Here is an 18,120-nt window from a genome sequence, read left to right as displayed (position 1 = left end):
GGAGGCCCACCGTCGTCGGAACTACTTTTTGGCAGAACAGGTGCCGGGGACTTACTGCTCGGCTGCGGCGCCGAGCGTAACATCCAGTGTCTGTTCCTGGCCGTTCCGCTGGACCGTGATCTTGACCTTGGCGCCGGCGGCCTGCTCGCGGACCGCAGCAGTCAGCTGGTTGGGTTCGCTGATGGTCAGGTCGTTGAAGCGCGTGATGACGTCGCCCACCTTGATGCCGGCATTCGCTGCTGCCGAACCCGGTTCGACCGTAGCGACGTCGGCACCGACAGAGAAGCCTGAAGAGGATGAGGTGGATGACTTGTCCTTGACGCTGACGCCCAGCTGGCCATGGGAAACCTTACCGGTGTCGATGATTTCCTGCGCCACGCGCTTGGCGTGGTTGATGGGGATGCTGAAGCCCACACCGATGTTGCCGCTGGAGGAGGAGTCGGATCCCGCCGAGGCGATGGCAACGTTGACGCCAATGATCTCGCCCTTGCTGTTGACCAGCGCGCCGCCGGAGTTTCCGGGGTTGATGGCCGCATCCGTCTGGATCACATTGATGGAAATGGAGCCCTGGTCCGTCGGCTGCTGGCTTTGGCCACCGCCCGGTGGCGCAAACTTGAAGCCACCCTCGTCGTCACCTTCGGACTCGTCCCCGTCCTTCGGCGCCGCTGACGACGCCACGCTGATGGTCCGGTTCAGGGTGGAAACGATGCCGTCCGTCACTGTTCCGGTGAGGCCCAGCGGGGAGCCGATGGCAATGGCCGTGTCCCCAACGTTGAGCTTGCCGGAGTCCCCGAGGGTCGCGGGCCTCAGGCCGGAGGCGTCGTCCACCTTGATGACTGCGAGGTCGGAGAGCGGGTCGGTGCCCACAAGCTTTGCGGCGATCACCCGGCCGTCACTCGTACGGACCTCAAGTGCCGCGTTGGCCGTCGCTCCATCCAGGGTCACTACGTGGGTGTTCGTCAGGATGTGGCCTTCATCGTCCAGGATGATGCCCGAGCCCGTACCGCCTGAACTGCCACTGCTGGCGCTGATGGTCACCACGCTCGGAGAAGCCTTCAGTGCAGCCGCGGTGATTGCGTTGACGTCGTCTTTGTTGTTGACGATGACCGTTTCTGGCTGGCTGCTGCCGACAGCGGAGGAATTCCCGCCGTCGAAGAGGTCGCCCGAACCCACCGTGGCCACTCCGCCGCCCACCAGTCCGGCCGCGAGGATACTGGCTACGAGGGTGCCTACACCGAAACTTGCCTTTCGGCGGGGCGCGTCGGCAGGGTTCGGAGCCAGTGCCACTCCGCCTCCGCCCTGCCCGGCAGAGTGAGCGTGCTGGCCGTACTGCGGCTGATGGTACTGCTGGCCCTGGCTGTGGGGACCGGCCTGGTTGTGGCCAGCGTCGTTGTGCGCGCCGAAGGTTTGGCCGGGCTGGCGTTGGCCGGGCTGGTGGTTCTGCTCCCCGTAAAAGGGTTCGCGTGGCGGGTAGACCGGACGGGGGGCGCCGGGAAGCTGCTGGGTGGGGTAGCCGGTTGTGGGCTCAGTGTCGAGCCTTTGGGTGGGGTTTTCTCCGGTGCTGGAGCCCGCCCGTGCCTCGGTGGGCTGCTGGTCACCATTGGGCTGCTGGTCCCCCTGGGCCGCTGACACGGGATCGTGCAGCGGTGCCGGGTGGCGAGCGGCCGGCGGTGCTGGCTGCGGCGCGTCGGGCTGCCGCGGATCCCGGGGTTCGGGCGCTGCACCTGGCGTTGGGTTCTCAGTCATTGGACTTCCTTTCATCCTCGTCTGCCATTAACTATGAACCTTTTGGCTGGAACAAATTCGGACGTTGGCTGGGAGCTTCCTGAATGCCTCGACGCCACCGCTCCGGGCCCGCCGATTTCGTTTCGCTGGTGGCATATTCGGCTTTGTGGACGCACCAATAGGTGCACCATAGAATCAAGAGGAATTGCCACAGCGACCTGCGGCTTTACACCACGCGTGGGGGCGCTGCTGCATTCTGAGACGACTGATTCGTCCCGAATCGGTGTCAGGCGTGCTGAAGGGTTGCACATGCGGTCAAAGTTCAAACGTATCCTCGCCGTGATTGGCCTGACTGGCTTGTTGGCGGCTCCCGCCGGCGCGGCCTGGGCCGAAGATCCGGTGACGCTGGATCCGGCGACGAAGATTGTCGACTCCGCCGGCGTGCTGGGCGGCGGCAAGGCCGACGTTGAGGCAGCCATCAAGAAGCTTGGCACAGACCACGCCATGGTGCTCCACGTCGTCACCGTCAAGAAGTTCGAAAACCCCACGGATCGGGAAGCCTGGTCAGACCAGGTAGCCGAAAAGGCCAGCCTTGGTTCGAATGCGCTGATTTTTGCCGTGGCCACCGAAACCAGGCAGTACGTCCTGAATAAGGGCGGCAGCAAAATCACCAACGCCCAAATCGAAAACATCAAGAGCAAAGCCATCGGCCCGCAGCTGGCGAATAACGACTACGCCAAAGCGGCCATCAATGCTGCCGCTGCCATCGGCGACGCAGCTGGAGGCGGGAGCGGCAATGTCCCGTCTGAAAACGGGGCAGGCACTGCCATCCTCGTAGGCACCGGAGTATTGGCCGCAGGAGGTGCCGGCGCCTACCTGTACCTCAGGAACAAACGCAAGAAGGCCGGCCAGGCGTCCAGCGCCAGCTACGGTCCCCAGGGCGCCGAACTCGATCCGCTGGCCTCGCTCAGTGTGGAGGAACTCCGACGCAAGAGCGGATCCCTGCTCATCGAAGCCGATGACGCGATCAAGTCCAGCGAGCAGGAGCTGATGTTCGCCCAGGCCCAGTACGGCGATTCCGCCGTCGGCAATTTCACCAAGGCGCTGGAGGAAGCCAAAGGACATATGTCCGAGTCCTTCAAACTCCAGCAGCAGCTGGATGACCATATTCCCGATACTGAAGAGCAGCAGCGCAGCTGGCTGGGCGAGATCATCCGCCGTTCCGAGGCCGCTCTCGCTTCCCTGCAGGAACAAAAAGCCGATTTCGATTCACTGCGCGAGCTGGAGAAGAACGCGCCACAGGCACTCGCCACGGTCAAGGCCGGGGCGCGGGAAGCCGACGCCAAGATCGCCAACGCTGAGCAGTCGCTGACGACTCTCCGCTCCAAATATGCGGACAGCGCCCTGGTCCAGGTCGCAGACAACATCACGCAGGCCAAAGAGCGGCTGGCCTTCGTCCAGAACGCCACGGAAACTGCAGAGCAGAAGCTGGCCGAAGGCGAAGCCAGCCTTGCGGCAGTGGCTGTCCGCGCCTCCGAAGAGAGCCTCCACCAGACCAACGTTCTCCTCGACGCGATTTCCAAGGTCTCCACCAGCTTGGATGAGGCCCGCAACGGCCTTGAAGCCGCCGTCGTGGATACCTCCCAGGACCTCGCGCAGGCCCGGGCCATGATCCAGTCCGGTGCCCACCCCGAACTCGCCGGCCCGGTGGCAGGCGTCGAGTCCGCCCTGGGGCAGGTCAAGGCTGAAATACAAGGTGGAAAGATCGATCCCATCGCTACCCTGCAGCGCGTCGAAACGGCACACCAGGCACTGGACCAGGCGCTGACCGGAATCCGCGACCAGCAGGAACAGGCTCGCCGGGCACAGGCCTCGCTGCAACAGACCATCATGTCCGCGCAAGCCCAGATCAGTGCCACGTCGGACTACATCACGGCACGCCGCGGCGGGGTCGGCACGGAGGCCCGCACCCGACTGGCTGAATCCCAGCGAAACCTGGACTACGCACTCTCCATTTCCCGCAACGATCCCGTCACTGCCCTCACGTACGCCCAGCAGGCGCACGCCCTCGCAGCCCAGGCCGCCCAGCTGGCCCAGGCCGACGTCGACAACTTCGGCGGCTACGCCAACCAGGGCTACGGCGGTGGAGGCATGTTCGGCGGCGGCGGCGGAGGTGGCCTCGGAGGTGCCATTCTCGGCGGCATCCTCATCAACTCCATCCTCAACGGCGGCAGCGGCGGCGGTTGGGGCGGCGGTCACAGCGACGGCGGCGGCTGGGGCGGCGACGGCGGCGGCGGCTTCGGCGGTGACTCCGGCGGCGGCTGGGGCGGCGATTCCGGCGGCGGCGGAGACTTCTGACCCGAAGGACTAGGCGCCGGGCGGAACGACCCACCCGGCGGATAGATAGCGGTACAACAACTGTTCACTGATTTCAGTGGCCACCACTGAGCAGGACGAAAGGTAACACCATGGTTAAGCAGTCCATTTTCGGCCGCATCGCGCAGCTTGCAAAGGCAAATATCAACTCCTTGCTGGACAACGCTGAGGATCCGCAGAAGATGCTGGACCAGATGGTCCGGGACTACACCAACAACATCGCCGAGGCCGAATCGGCTGTGGCGCAGACCATCGGCAACCTGCGCATGCTCGAGGACGACTACAACGAAGACGTCAAGAATGCCCGCGACTGGGGCAACAAGGCCCTCGCTGCGTCGCGCAAGGCCGACGAGTACCGCAGCAGCGGGCACGCTGCGGACGCCGAAAAGTTCGACAACCTGGCCAAGGTGGCGCTGCAGCGCCAGATGTCTGCCGAGAACGAAGCCAAGGGCGCAGAGCCCAGCATCTCTTCCCAGCGGGAAGTGGTGGACAAGCTTAAGACCGGCCTGGACCAGATGAAGGGTAAGCTCAACGAGCTCACCAGCAAGCGCAATGAGCTCGTGGCCCGTTCCAAGACAGCAGCGGCCCAGTCGCAGGTCCACGATGCCATCAAGAGCATCGACTTCATGGACCCCACGTCCGAGGTAGGCCGGTTCGAGGAAAAGATCCGCCGCGAAGAGGCCAAGGTCAGGGGCCAGCAGGAACTTGCCGCCTCCAGCCTGGACGCCCAGTTCAACCAGCTTGAGGACCTCGGCGAGCAGGTCGAGATCGAAGCGCGCCTTGCCGCGCTGAAATCCGGCAACACAAGCAAGCCCGAGATTGGTGCCTCGGCCGGCGGTCAGGGTGCTGAGTCCACGGTGGACGAAGCGGACTTCGACAAGCTGTAACCAGCAGGTATCCGGGCTCGCCGGGCAGGCTCAAGGCCGGGGTTCGCAACGAACCCCGGCCTTCGCCGTCTCCTGAACGCTGAACGCTGAACTCAGCATCACCCCCGCCTCAGCCCGTGCCGCTCGCTCCCGGATGTGTGTAGCGTGGAGGGCATGTCCTCCCCCGCCGCAACCTCCATCGTCTGGCTCCGTGATGACCTCCGACTGGACGACAACCCCGCTCTGATGCGGGCCGTCGAGCTCGGCCTGCCCCTGACTGTTCTGTACATCCTCGACGAGGAATCGGCCGGAATCCGGCCTCTCGGAGGAGCAGTCCGCTGGTGGCTGCACCACTCACTGGCCTCGCTCGCCGCCGATCTCGAGGACGCCGGATCCACCTTGGTCCTCCGGCGGGGACCGGCCGCCCGGATCCTCCGTGACCTGGTCCAGGAAACCGGCGCAGGCCATATCCTATGGAACCGCCGCTACGGCGGTCCGGAACGGGCTGTGGACACCAGTATCAAGGAATGGGCCGCCGGGGAGGGCATCGAAGCAGCCAGCTTTCAGGCCACCCTCCTCTTCGAGCCATGGACCGTTACTACCGGCAGCGGCGGCCCGTACAAGGTCTTTACGCCATTTTGGCGCGCCTGCCTCGCCTCAGGGGAGCCCCGGTTGCCCTTCGACGCGCCCGACGCTCTGCCATCCCCCGGCAAGGCGGGCCGGGACAACTATGCCAAAAGCGATGCGCTGGAGTCGTGGTCGCTGTTGCCGGAATCACCCGACTGGAGCGGTGGCCTGGCGGAAACCTGGGAACCGGGCGAAGCGGGCGCGCACGGCCGCTTGGAGGATTTCCTGGACGGCCCGGCGGCCGACTACGGAACCGGCAGGGACGTCCCCGGCATAGAGGGAACCAGCAGGTTGTCCCCTCATCTCCGCTTCGGCGAAATCAGTCCGTTCCGCGTGTGGCATGCGCTCAGGCAGCGGTTTCCGAGCCAGGCGCCGGCCGACGTCGGCATCTTCCGGTCCGAGATTGGCTGGAGGGAATTCTGCTGGCAACTCCTCTATGTGAATCCGCAGCTCGCAACCCGCAATTATCGGCCGGAGTTCGACGACTTTGCCTGGGAGGAACCATCCCAGGCCGAGCTCGGAGCCTGGCAGCAAGGCAGCACAGGTTACCCGTTGGTGGACGCCGGCATGCGCCAGTTGTGGACGACCGGTTGGATGCACAACCGGGTCCGGATGGCAGCCGCCTCATTCCTGGTCAAGAACATGCTGGCAGACTGGCGCCTGGGTGAGGAATGGTTCTGGGACACATTGGTCGACGCTGACTCCGCCAGCAACCCGGCGAACTGGCAGTGGGTGGCCGGTTCAGGGGCGGACGCGTCGCCCTACTTCCGGATCTTCAATCCGGTCACGCAGAGCAAGAAGTTCGACGCCGGCGGACGGTACCTAAGAAAGTATGTCCCGGAAATCGCGGGCCTCAGCGACAAGGAGATCCATGAGCCGTGGAAGAACAGTGAGGCTGCAGGCAGCTACCCGTCGCCGCTGGTCTCCTTGGCCGAATCCCGGGAGCGGGCGTTGGAGACCTATCAGAGGCTGAAGGACGGCCGTTAGCGGCTGACTTTGCCCATCAGGGACGCGATGGGCCGCAGGAAGATGGGCCTGGCAAGGAACCAGGCTGCCACCATCACGGCCACCGACACGAGGAAGATCCAGAAACCGAGCCAGCCGTCGCCGTCGGACACTGCGTACATGTGGTTCAGGTTGCGCAGGGCGCCGGTCGCGAGCACCAGGAACACGTGCACCACGATGAACGCCACAAAATAGATCATGACGGGGAAATGGATAGCCCGTGCCAGTTCGATCGGGTACGCCTTGTTCAGGGCGCTTGCCTTCTTAGGCCAGGCCGAGGAGGTCCGGATGCCGGAGATGAAGGCCAGGGGCGCTGCGATAAATACAGTGAGGAAGTAGGTCAGTAACTGCAGGGCGTTGTAGTTAACCCAACCGTTTTCGGTAGGCCAGTTCAGCGATGCGTACTGCAGGGCCGCGGACAACGCGTTCGGGAAGACATCCCAGCTCGTGGGGACAATCCGCATCCACTGTCCCGTGGCAAAGAGGAGGATGGCAAACACCACTCCGTTGAGGATCCACAAGGCGTCCAGCGTCAGGTGGAACCACAGTTCCAGGGTGATCTTTGTGGGCGGTGTCTTGGTTTTGATCAGGCCCTTGTTGTTGCGCGTCCAGTGACCGCTGGGCCGGCTGGTGGTCCGCACCTGCCAGCCTGTCCGGATGATCAGAAGCAGGAAGAACCCATTGAGGAAATGCTGCCATGCGAGCCAGGCAGGGAATCCCACCGGAGCGCCCTTCGGGAGCTCGGAATGGCCCGGGTAGTCCACCAGGAATGAAGAGACGGCCGGCAGTTCCCGCAGCCATTTCGCGAGCAGGACCACCAGCACCAGCGCCACCAAGGCAGCGGGAACACCCCAGTAGAGTTTGTTCCGCTTGCCCGTCGCAGGACCGGACTTTTTGGTGGGTGTGGACATCGAACAACATTCCTCTCGAGAATGACTGACCTGTGGCCCAAAAATCTGAGGCCCTGCGAAAGAGAATACTAGGAACTACTAGCAATCAAAGAAAAAGAAGACCCCGGGCGGCATATCTGCCGGCCGGGGCCTTCACTTGGTTGCGGGGACAGGATTTGAACCTGTGACCTCTGGGTTATGAGCCCAGCGAGCTACCGAACTGCTCCACCCCGCGTCGCTTGATCAACACTACCTTACTTTTGCCGGCACAAAATCCACGGCGCCGGAAGGGGGCATGGCAGGCCCAACCAGTTCGGGGCACTTCACCATCAGAGAGCCTTCCATCATGTTACATTAATAAGAATGATTCTCAACAATGACGGTTGAAGTGGGCGAATCCATGAACACAGACGTGCCGGCCGTGGCCGTTGCCGGTTTCCTCGGCGCAGGCAAGACAACGTTCGTCAACCACCTTTTACGCCATCCAACTGCACGCATAGGCGTCATCGTGAATGACTTTGGCGACATCAATATTGACGCCGGCCTCGTCACAGGACAGATCGACGAACCAGTTTCCATCGCAGGAGGATGCGTTTGCTGCCTGTCGGACAGTGACGGTCTCGAAGGGGCGCTCCAGAAACTGGCGAGCCGGAAACTGGGCCTCGATGCGATCCTCATCGAAGCCAGCGGCATCGCTGACCCGCTCACTCTGCGGCACCTTCTCCGTTTCAACGGTGTCAAACGCGTCCGACCCGGCGGGGTCATCGACGTTGTAGACGCGGTGGAGTACTTCCACACCATCGATTCCGGGTCCCTCCCCCCGACCCGATTCGCGGCCGCCACCCTTGTTGTCTTGAACAAAACCGATCGGCTCGATCCACAGACTCGCGAGGACACACTCGCCCGCATCGAGCAACGTGTTCGCGAACGCAACCCTTACGCCCATATCATCCGTACGCACCATGGCCGTATCGACCCCGCCTTGGTGTTCGACGCAGCAACCCGGGAGGAACCCGCTGAGGAGTTACCACTCCGCTCTCTTCTCCTCGATGCCCGCACCAAACACGACGCGAAGCACCAAACCGAGCCACACCAGCACGCGACAGCTGTGTCCACACAAAATAGCGGAGTAGTCGACGCCGGCCGCTTGCTGGATCTCCTCGAAGAACCGCCACTGGGCGTATATCGGATCAAAGGCGCAGTCCTGGTCAGCAGCGGACGCAGAATCCAGCGCTACCAGGTCAACCTGGTAGGGCGATCCATCCACATCAAAGCCCACCCCGCTACCGCTTCCACGCTTTCGGGCCAACGCCCCGCGAACCAGCAACCGAATCAGCTGGTGGCGGTGGGCCTGCATGTGGACGTGCCGATCACACAGGCACGACTTGTCAGCGCCCTTGAGCCCACCCAAGGGCAGGATGTGGAGGCCGGGTTCCGACGCCTGCAACGCTACCGGCGCCTCAGCACGTAGCCGGGAACCACCCAACGATGCCCGGCGGGCACACAAGCCTTAAAACAGGAAAGTCCGGAACTGTTTCCAGTTCCGGACTTTCCGTCAGTTGCGGGGACAGGATTTGAACCTGTGACCTCTGGGTTATGAGCCCAGCGAGCTACCGAACTGCTCCACCCCGCGTCGCAAGAACAACTCTACCGTCGGGTGAACGGGAGGCCAAATCGAGATGGCGTGATGTGCGTCTCCGTAGAGCTCATGCTCCCTTTTGAACGCGGCCGGCGTGACGCCCAGCGCCGCTTAACGCCGTCGGCCTGGCCACACTCCTTGCGGAGCGCGGCCAGGCCGGCGGGTTCAATCAGTTGCTCGCTGTGGGCGACGGCGTAGCGGTTCCTGTTGGCGTTGCCCCCTCAGTCGGGGTGGCCGCGGGAGTAGGCACCGCCTCAGGCACGATGACGGGAATCTTGGCTTCCGCGTCGACGGCCTTCTGCAGTGCTGCAGCGACCTTCTTCTGCTGTTCGCCGTAGGCGGCGAAGTCACCTGCTGCGAGGGCTGCCTGGCCCGCCTGGATGGCGGCCCTTGCTTCCTCGAGTGCGGCCTTGAGCTCGGCCTTGGCATCCGCACCGGCCACGGGCGGGGTGCCGGGCGTCGGCGGAGTCTGGCCGTTGTTGTCGGAGTCCCCGGCGGAAGCACCGGAGTCCCCGCCGAACAACTGCTTGAGGGCCGCATCCAGGGTGGGCGCGAAGCCCACCTTGTCACCGAAGGCCACCAGCACCCGCTGCAGCGTCGGATAGGACGTTTCACCCGTGGACTTCAGGTAGACCGGCTGGACGTACAGGATTCCGCCGCCCACCGGCAGAGTCAGGAGGTTGCCGTTCAGCACATCCGAGGCACCCTGGCGGAGCAGGTTCAGGGCCTGGGACACGGTGGGATCCGAGTTGAACTTGTTCTGTGCCTGGCCGGGTCCCGGGACCTGGGTCTCCGGCGGGATCTGAAGCAGCCGCAGCTTGCCATAACTGTCAGCTCTTACGCCTGCCTGGTTGCCGGCGTCGGAATCCGCCGCGAGGAAGCCATAGAGGACGTTTCGTGCATTTCCGTTAACAATCTGCGGGATGAACGACGACGTCAGCTGGAAAGCCGGCTTGTCCTGGTCAGGCATCTGCAGCGACATGTAGAACGGCGGCTGCTTGACGTCCGTGTCCACTGTGGGGTCGGCGGGGACGCTCCAGGCATCGTTCGTCTTGTAGAAGCTGGAGGGATCGGTCACGTGGTACTGGCCCAGAAGCTGACGCTGGACCTTGAAGAGGTCCTCCGGATAACGGACGTGGCTCATAACGTCGCCGGACATCTCCGAGTACGGTTTGAGCGACGTCGGGAAGACCTTCTGCCAGGACTTCAACAGTGGGTCCTGGTCATCCCAGGCGTACAGGGTGACTGAGCCGTCATACGCATCCACTGTCGCCTTGACGGAGTTCCGGATGTAGTTGACGGTGCTGTTGGGCAGCGCAACCGCGCGTCCGGAGGTGGTCTGGGTGTCGGCGGTGGCGTCTGAGAGCTGTTCCTGCTGCGAGTACGGGTAGTACTGGCTGGTGGTGTAACCATCCACGATCCACTTGACCCGGCCATCCACCACGGCAGGATATGAATTTCCATCAACCGTCAGATAGGGCGCGACCTTCTCCACCCGCTCACGCGGGCTGCGGTCGTAAAGGATCTGGGATTCCTCGTTGACACCGTCAGAGAGCAGCAGATCCGAGGACTGGAACTTGATGGAGTACAGCACCTTGTTGAAGAAGCTGCCCACATTTGGACCGCCATTGCCTTGGAACGTGTACTGCGTCTCTCCCTCACCTGACGGCCTGTCCTGTTCACGGTTCGGGAAGCCGTCCGGAGCCCCGACAATCGAGTACTCGGGTGAGCTTTCGCCGAAGTAGATGCGCGGTTCATACGTGGAATCGTCGCCGAGGACACCGGTGGACGGAATACCGGACTGAAGGAACTCAGGCTTGCCGTCAACGGTGAATTTATTGCCCTTCGCCGCCACTACTCCGTAACCGTGCGTGTACACAATGTGCTGGTTGAGCCAGCTCTGCTGGTTCTCCGCCACGTTCTGGGGATTCAGTTCGCGGACCGCGATGACGGTGTCCTGGATTTTGCCGTCCACTTCATAGCGGTCGACGTTCAGGGCTTCGGGGAACTGGTAGTACGGGCGGTACTGTTCCAGCTGCGAGAAAGCGTCTGAAATCAGGTTCGGATCAAGGAGCCTGATGTTGGCGGTGGTCTGCGCGTCCGGGGCGAGCGCTCCGGTAGTGGCGGTGTTGGTGGCGTCGTACCGGTCCACCTGGATCTTGTCCAGACCGTAGGCGGCACGGGTCATCTGGATATTGCGCTCGATGTATTTCTTCTCCAGCGTCTCTTCCGAGGGGCGGACCTGGAACTGCTGGATCACCCAGGGGTAGACGCCGCCGGCAAGGATGGAGGTGATGATCAGCATGGCCGTGCCGATGACCGGCAGGCGCCACCGGCCGATGACCGCCGCGACGATGAAAAGGATAGCTACCAGGGCTGCCGCCACCGCAAGAATGGCCTTGGTGGGGATAACGGCACTGACGTCGGTGTAGAGGGCGCCTGCCCACCGTCCGCCGTTGCTCTGCAGCGCAGCGAACCTGTCCAGCCAGAAATTCGTGCCCAGCAGGAGCAGGAAGGCAGCACCCGTAACGGCAAGGTGGATCTGCGCGGCGCGGCTGGTAAAAATGCCGCGCTCCATCAGGCGAATACTGCCGTAGAGGTAGTGGGTGAGGATCCCGGCGATGCCAGCCACCACAACCACGCTGATGAGGAAGCCGGTGATGAATCCCAGGAACGGCAGGGTCATCAGGTAGAAGCTGAGGTCCATTCCGAACTCCGGATCAGCCTGGCCGAAGGGTTCCTGGTTGAAGAACAGCAGGACCTTCTGCCACTGGCTTGCCGCCGCGCTGCCGGCAAAAAGCCCGAAGAGGATGGGCAATCCGAGCATAACCACGCGGCGGACCGGCTCAAGCTGCGCCTGGTACCGGTTCAGGTTGTCCCTGATCTCGGAGTCCGGTGCGTAGACCGGCCGGGCGTGGTAGGCAATCCGGATCGCGAAAAAGACCGCGGCAAACATGATGGCGAAACCGGCGACAAAGATACCGATCCTGGCCACGTTCTCCGTCAGGAAGACTTCGAAGAAGCCAAGTTGCCGGTACCACAAAACGTCAGTCCACACATTGGCGAAGAAAATGAAACCTACCACCACGAGTGCGACAACAACGAGGGTTGGTGTCAGGGCACCTCGTCTTGAGGGCGGTCTTCCGGGCGGGATGGGGCTGGCAGGACGGGACAAACTCGGTACCTCATAGCTGGTCGTCAGATTAACATTCGAAGCGTGCGTGCGTGCGACGTCCGGTACCGGTCAAACCGAATGGCAACGTCCGTCATATCTGCCACGAGTGGCAGTAAAGCTTAGTTCCTGCCCCAGTCTAGTTGCTGGTACAGGCCGCAAGGCCGGACGTGTCCTGGCCCGAGGCGGCGAGCTCGACGGCGTCCCGCGCCTCGGCGAGGTTCGCCACCTTTACCACCTGCAGGCCGTTGGGAATATGGCCAACAACTTCATCGCAGTTGGCTGCGGGCGCGAGGAACAGGGTGGCTCCAGCAGCCCGGGCACCCTGCATCTTCTGTGCCACGCCGCCGATGGGTCCAACCTTGCCGTCCGGGGTGATCTCCCCGGTCCCGGCAACGTGCCGGCCACCCGTGAGGTCCCCGGGGGTCAGCTTGTCGATGATGCCCAGGGAGAACATCATCCCGGCGCTCGGGCCGCCGACGGTGTCCAGGGAGATTTTCACGTCAAAAGGAAAAGTAAATTTGAACTTGAGCATCACCCCGAGGATGTACCGGCCCTCGCCGTTGTCCATTGGTGTGATGGTCTCGGTGACCTGCTCCCCGTCCCTGTCCAGCACCACGGTGGCTGGTGCCCCCTTACCGGCGGCGAGTTCATCCTGGATGACGGAAAGCGCGGTAACGGCCTTCCCGTTGATTGACCGGAATACGTCACCTGGCGAAATTTTCCCTTCTGAGGGAGAACCGTTGGATAGCCCCGCGGCCTGCAGCTCCTGGCCGAATGGGATCTCCAGTTCCTTGAGCGCCGACGCAACGGCGTTCTCCTGGGAAGTAGCCATGGCCACTGAACTCTGTTCGTCGGCCTGTTCCCTTGTAGTTCCCTTGGGATAAATTAGCTCTTCGGGATACACCGATTTGGAAGGGTCCAGCCAAGCCGCGAAGGCGCCCAGGATGCTGACTGGACCGTTGGGACCGCCTTCGACATAAACAGTGGTCAGGTCCAGGTTCCCGGCCGCTGGATAAGTCTCCCGCCCGGTGACTCCGATGACCGGTTCACCCCGGGCCTCGCCCAGCGTGTTGAAGGTGGGACCGGGTTTTTCGACGACGTACGGCACCGGCAGCGTTCCTACTGCAAGGCCGAGCCCCAAGGAAGCCACTCCCGAGACCATCATCAGGGAAACCTTCTTGCCGTGCCGTGGCCGACGGGAGGCAGGGTTATCGTAAGGCTCCAGGGGACCGGGAGTTGCGCCGCCCACCGGCCAGGTATCCGGCCCCTTGTCCAAGGGTCCTGTGCCGGCGTCGGGCTCGGTTGTGCGGTCCTCAGGGGGATTGTCGCCACGCGTCGTAGTCACTCATCCAACATTACGCGTCCCGTATGGCAGCAAGCTCTTTGCCTACAGCGAACGTCAGCACTGTCCGGCAGACAGCCGCCCCTGCCCGGGGTACCGTGAAGTTGATCAGCAGTCACACCGACGATCGGCGTAATCATGACTTCCAACCCACTCAATCCGTCCAACGGCGATGACGCCCCCAAGGATCCGTTGACGGAAATGCTGCAGAACCTCATGGGCGGCAAGGGCATGGAAAACATCGACCCCGCCGAACTCGCGAAGGCAGCGGGCCTTCCTGACGACCCCAACCTCCTGGCCCAGATGTTTTCCCAGGTCCAGGCCATGATGAGCGCGCCCTCCGAGGGCCCCGTCAATTGGCAGCTCGCCCACGAGAACGCCCGGCGGGTTGCAGCGAGCAGCGCTGACCCGTCCGTCACGTCATTGCAGTCCCGCGAGGTGGACGAGGCCCTGCGCCTCGCCGAACTGTGGCTGGATCCGGTCACGGACCTGCCCGCTACAGGCCTGATCGGCCGCGCCTGGTCCCGCGCGGAATGGGTGGAGGCAACCCTGGGAACGTGGAAGCGGCTGACGGAACCCGTCGCCAACAGCATCGCCAACGCCTTGTCCAGCGCCATGACCGAACAGATGCCCGAAGAGATGAAGTCCATGATGGGCGGCGCCTCGTCCATGCTGCAGAACATGGGCGGTGCGATCTTCGGCATGCAGCTGGGGCAGGCCATCGGAGCGCTGTCAGCCGAAGTGGTGAGCTCCACGGACATCGGCGTTCCGCTGGCCGACCTGGAGATGGCTTTGCTTCCGGCCAACGTGGCCAAGTTCGGTGAGGGCCTTAGCCTGCCGGAGAACGACATCCGGCTGTTCCTGGCAGTCCGCGAAGCAGCCCACGCCCGCCTCTTTGTCCAGGTTCCCTGGCTGCGAGGCCACCTGCTGGGTGCCATCGAGGCTTACGCCCGCGGAATCCACATCGACACGTCCAGGATTGAAGAGCTGGCCCGGGATCTGGACCCAAGCAACCCGGAAGGCATCCAAGAGGCACTCTCCCAAGGCGTGTTCATGCCGCAACGGACGCCGGCCCAGGAGCAGGCACTGGAAAAGCTTGAAACTGCCCTCGCCCTTGTGGAGGGCTGGGTGGATGAACTTACCGCCGCAGCTACCGAGAAGCTCCTGCCCTCAGCGGGCGCGCTTCGTGAAACGGTCCGTCGGCGCCGCGCCACCGGCGGTCCCGCCGAGCACGCGTTCTCCTCCTTGGTGGGTCTTGAGCTGCGTCCGCGGCGGCTGCGCGAGGCCGCAACTCTGTGGGCGGCCCTCAAGAAGGAACGCGGGATCGAAGGGCGCGACGCCATCTGGCACCACCCCGACCTCCTGCCCACTGCCGAGGACCTCGACGATCCGCTGGGATTCAGCGGCCGTCGCAAGCTGGCCGAAGCCAGCGACAGTGAAGTGGACGATGCCCTGCAGAAGCTGCTCAATGGTGGCTTCGACACCGCACCCGAACAGGGCGGCGAGGACGCCGGACGTGGTACAGACACTGATTCCGGCGACGAAAGCAGCAAGGGCGACGACGCTGAGGGCCAAACTGAGGGCGGCGACCAGCCAAAGGGCTAGGAGCCTGCTCCCGGGCCGAACCTAGTCGGCGTCGCCCGGCAACAGGGCGGGCTGGCCTGGTGTGTCGCCCTCCACGTGGGACACCCCGCCATCAGGACCGGCCACAAGGCCGCGGGAGGTGGCGAACGAGACGCCCTCCAGGAATGCCTTGGCCCGCGCCGTTTCCGGATAAGCCTCCAGCAACTTCCAGAAGGCGGCATTGTGCCCGGCCACCAGAAGGTGGGCCAGTTCGTGCAGCAGCACGTAGTCGATCACCCACTGTGGCATGGCCCGGAGCTTGTCCGAGAGCCGGATGGTGCCTTCGGACGGCGTCGCTGACCCCCAACGGGAGTTCTGGTTGCTCACCCAGCGGACCGACGTCGGTACTGCCCGGCCGCCGAAGTAGCGGGCGGACAGGTCCGCGGCGTGGGCCGCAAGCCCGGCATCCGTGGCAGGTTGGTGCCGGCGTTTTTGCGCTCGGCGGGTGCCCTGGCGGTGCAGCTTCTCCAGCATGCGATGCACCCACTCGGATTCCTGGGCAGCCGTGAAACGGGCCGGTATTGCCACCACAGCTGTGCCGTTCTCCCAGAATGCCGCGACGGTCCGGGTGCGCCGCGCTGACCGCCGGACTTCCACGGGCGCTCCGTCCGCCGTGGTCAGCTGCGGTCCCTTCCGGTGTTTCGACGGCGGGGTCACAGTGTGGTGCTTTCGACGAGGACCTTCAGCACGTCCTCACCGTAGCGTTCAAGTTTGGACGGGCCGACGCCGGCGAGCGAGGCCAGTTCCTCCAGCGACGACGGCCGGGCCTCGGCAATGGCGGTCAGGGTGGCGTCGGTGAACACCACAAAAGCCGGGACTTCTGCAGACAGTGCAACTTCCTTGCGCCAGTGCCGGAGGGCGTCGAAGGTCTGTTCCGAGTAGCTGGGCGGGCAGTCGTTGCAGCGCCCCACCTTGCGTTCGGCGCCACTTGCCAGCATGCTGCCGCAGACCCGGCACGTGGCAGGCTTGGCAGCTTTCCGGCTGGGCGCAGCTCCCTTGCCGCGGGCGGTGGAACTGGCCACGGAATCCGGCCGAAGACCGTCAAGGAAACGGGACGGCTTCCGGTTTGCCCTGCCGCCGGGTGTCCGCGCCGTGGACCACGACAGGAAGAGGTGCTCACGGGCACGGGTGATTCCGACGTAAAGGAGCCGCCGTTCCTCATCCACCGCTTCCGGAGTGTCCGCAAAGGAGATCGGCATCAGCCCTTCGCAAAGGCCAACAAGGAACACGGCGTCCCACTCCAGGCCTTTGGCCGCGTGCAGCGAGGCCAGTGTGACGCCCTGAACGGTGGGGGCATGCTGTGCGAGTGAGCGTTCCTGGAGTTCATTGACGAAATCCGGGAGGCTGAACTGGTCTCCCCGTACCTGGACCAGTTCGTCGGCGAGGGCAACCAGTGCCGCCAATGACTCCCAGCGTTCCCGCAGAGCCCCACCGTTGTGCGGTGGGGAGTCGGTATAACCCAGGGAGGCCACGATGTCCCGTACCAATTGCCCCAACGGTTCCGGAGTGCCAGTTTCCGCCACAGCCCTGGTTGCAGCCCGCAGCTGGAGGATGGCGTCCCTGACTTCCTTGCGGGCGAAAAAGCGTTCACCGCCGCGCAGCTGATAACCAATGCCCGCGGCAGCCAGTGCCTGCTCGTAAGCTTCGGACTGGCCGTTCGTGCGGAAGAGGACAGCTACCTGGCTTGCCGGCGTGCCGGCGTCGAGCAGTGCCTGCACCTTGAGCGCCACCGTGGCCGCTTCTGCCTCGTCATCGGAGCACTCCGTGAACTGGGGAACCGGGCCCGCCGGACGCTGGGCCACCAGTTGCAGCGGCGCGGCCCACGCTGCGTCCGCCACGGGTCCGCCGCTTCGGCGCCCCGCGAGGAGGTCGTTTGCAAGTTTGACCACCTGCGGCGTGGAGCGGTAGTCCCGGATCAGTTTGACCACGTTGGCCTCCGGATACCTTGCCTTGAAACCCAGCAGGTGTTTCGGGGACGCGCCTGTGAACGAGTAGATGGTCTGGCTCGCGTCACCCACAACGCAGAGTTCGTCGCGGCCGCCAAGCCACAGCTCAAGGAGTCGCTGCTGGAGCGGGGAAACGTCCTGGTACTCGTCGACCACGAAGTGGCGGTACTGTTCGCGCACCGTGGCGGCCACTTTCTGGTCCTCCTGCAGGATGCCCACGGTGATCAGCAGGACATCCTCGAAGTCGATGACGTTGCGGTCGGTTTTGACGTCCTCGTAGGACTGGAAGACCCGGGCCACGGCGGTGAGGTCGAACCCGCCGGGAGTACCCCGGTCCTGGGCGTTCTCCAGGTAGTTGGCGGGGGTGAGCATGGAAACTTTCGCCCACTCGATTTCCGAGGCGAGGTCCCGGATCGAAGCCCTGTCCGTGCTGAGGCGCAGGCGGCGGGCGGCCTCGGCGATCATCTGGGCTTTGTGGTCCAGGAGATTGGGGAGGGTGCCGCCAACAGCCTGGGGCCAGAAAAATTGCAGTTGCCGGAGTGCGGCCGCGTGGAAAGTCCGGGCCTGGACATTGCCCACGCCGAGGTCCCGCAGCCTGCTTCGCATTTCGGCGGCGGCGCGGGCGGTGAAGGTCACTGCCAGGAGACGTTGCGGGCTGTAAACCCCGGAGTGCACGCCATAGGCGATGCGGTGGGTGATGGCCCGCGTCTTTCCGGTACCGGCGCCGGCCAGCACACATAGCGGGCCGTTGAGTGTGCTCGCAACTTCCCGCTGTTCGGCGTCCAGGCCACCCAGGATGCGGTCCTCAAGGGACGCTGAACTGTCCACTGCACTGTCAAAATTCTCTGTAGTCACTCTGCTGCTCTGTTGTCTCGACTACCTGGTGCTGGAGTCTGGTCGGTGGAT

General features: G+C 63.9%; 11 protein-coding genes and 2 tRNA genes. 5 read left to right on the top strand and 8 right to left on the bottom strand.

The window, feature by feature from the left end:
* Window positions 1-51: 51 nt before the first annotated feature.
* Window positions 52-1,746, bottom strand: a complete 1,695-nt coding sequence (locus V9L18_RS03245) for a S1C family serine protease (protein ID WP_337345741.1) — start codon at window positions 1,744-1,746, stop codon at window positions 52-54.
* 288 nt (window positions 1,747-2,034) lie between these two features.
* On the opposite strand from V9L18_RS03245, the gene V9L18_RS03240 reads away from it, so the two are divergent.
* The 3 genes from V9L18_RS03240 (at window position 2,035) to V9L18_RS03230 (ending at window position 6,581) form a co-directional block, all read left to right on the top strand.
* On the top strand, window positions 2,035-4,083 hold the full coding sequence (locus V9L18_RS03240) for a TPM domain-containing protein (protein WP_337345740.1): 2,049 nt from the start codon (window positions 2,035-2,037) through the stop codon (window positions 4,081-4,083).
* 110 nt (window positions 4,084-4,193) lie between these two features.
* Window positions 4,194-4,988, top strand: a complete 795-nt coding sequence (locus tag V9L18_RS03235) for a PspA/IM30 family protein (protein ID WP_337345739.1) — start codon at window positions 4,194-4,196, stop codon at window positions 4,986-4,988.
* A gap of 153 nt (window positions 4,989-5,141) precedes the next feature.
* Window positions 5,142-6,581, top strand: a complete 1,440-nt coding sequence (locus tag V9L18_RS03230) for a cryptochrome/photolyase family protein (RefSeq protein WP_337345738.1) — start codon at window positions 5,142-5,144, stop codon at window positions 6,579-6,581.
* Here the strand turns inward: V9L18_RS03230 and V9L18_RS03225 are convergent.
* Together V9L18_RS03225 and V9L18_RS03220 are read right to left on the bottom strand one after the other, a co-directional pair.
* Window positions 6,578-7,510, bottom strand: coding sequence for a cytochrome b/b6 domain-containing protein (locus V9L18_RS03225; RefSeq protein WP_337345737.1), 933 nt, complete (start codon window positions 7,508-7,510; stop codon window positions 6,578-6,580). The two genes, V9L18_RS03230 and V9L18_RS03225, sit on opposite strands and share 4 nt — an antisense overlap.
* Window positions 7,511-7,647: 137 nt before the next feature.
* Window positions 7,648-7,724 (bottom strand) — tRNA-Met (locus tag V9L18_RS03220).
* A gap of 141 nt (window positions 7,725-7,865) precedes the next feature.
* Here V9L18_RS03220 and V9L18_RS03215 point away from each other — a divergent pair.
* A complete protein-coding gene (locus tag V9L18_RS03215; RefSeq protein WP_337345736.1) occupies window positions 7,866-8,960 on the top strand; it encodes a CobW family GTP-binding protein in 1,095 nt (364 codons plus the stop codon).
* Window positions 8,961-9,048: 88 nt separating this feature from the next.
* Here the strand turns inward: V9L18_RS03215 and V9L18_RS03210 are convergent.
* The 3 genes from V9L18_RS03210 to V9L18_RS03200 form a co-directional block, all read right to left on the bottom strand.
* Window positions 9,049-9,122 (bottom strand) — tRNA-Met (locus tag V9L18_RS03210).
* A gap of 175 nt (window positions 9,123-9,297) precedes the next feature.
* Window positions 9,298-12,282, bottom strand: a complete 2,985-nt coding sequence (locus V9L18_RS03205; RefSeq protein ID WP_337345932.1) for a UPF0182 family membrane protein — start codon at window positions 12,280-12,282, stop codon at window positions 9,298-9,300.
* Window positions 12,283-12,439: 157 nt separating this feature from the next.
* Window positions 12,440-13,648 (bottom strand): YlbL family protein, encoded by a 1,209-nt coding sequence (locus tag V9L18_RS03200; protein ID WP_443197923.1) that lies wholly within the window; start codon window positions 13,646-13,648, stop codon window positions 12,440-12,442.
* Between the two features lie 135 nt (window positions 13,649-13,783).
* Between V9L18_RS03200 and V9L18_RS03195 the strand changes: the two genes are divergently transcribed.
* Window positions 13,784-15,250: a zinc-dependent metalloprotease gene (locus V9L18_RS03195; protein WP_337345735.1), complete on the top strand. Its 1,467-nt coding sequence runs from the start codon at window positions 13,784-13,786 to the stop codon at window positions 15,248-15,250.
* A gap of 21 nt (window positions 15,251-15,271) precedes the next feature.
* Here the strand turns inward: V9L18_RS03195 and V9L18_RS03190 are convergent, their stop codons facing one another.
* Both V9L18_RS03190 and V9L18_RS03185 read right to left on the bottom strand, forming a co-directional pair.
* A complete protein-coding gene (locus tag V9L18_RS03190) occupies window positions 15,272-15,925 on the bottom strand; it encodes a M48 family metallopeptidase (RefSeq protein ID WP_337345734.1) in 654 nt (217 codons plus the stop codon).
* A complete protein-coding gene (locus V9L18_RS03185) occupies window positions 15,922-18,069 on the bottom strand; it encodes an ATP-dependent DNA helicase UvrD2 (RefSeq protein WP_337345733.1) in 2,148 nt (715 codons plus the stop codon). Before V9L18_RS03185 ends, V9L18_RS03190 begins: the two co-directional genes overlap by 4 nt.
* Window positions 18,070-18,120: the final 51 nt, after the last annotated feature.

Source organism: Pseudarthrobacter sp. CCNWLW217 (assembly GCF_037203985.1).
Classification (GTDB): Bacteria; Actinomycetota; Actinomycetes; order Actinomycetales; family Micrococcaceae; genus Arthrobacter.
The sequence above is the reverse complement of the archived record's forward strand: the minus strand, read 5'-3'. Positions and strand labels throughout refer to the sequence as shown.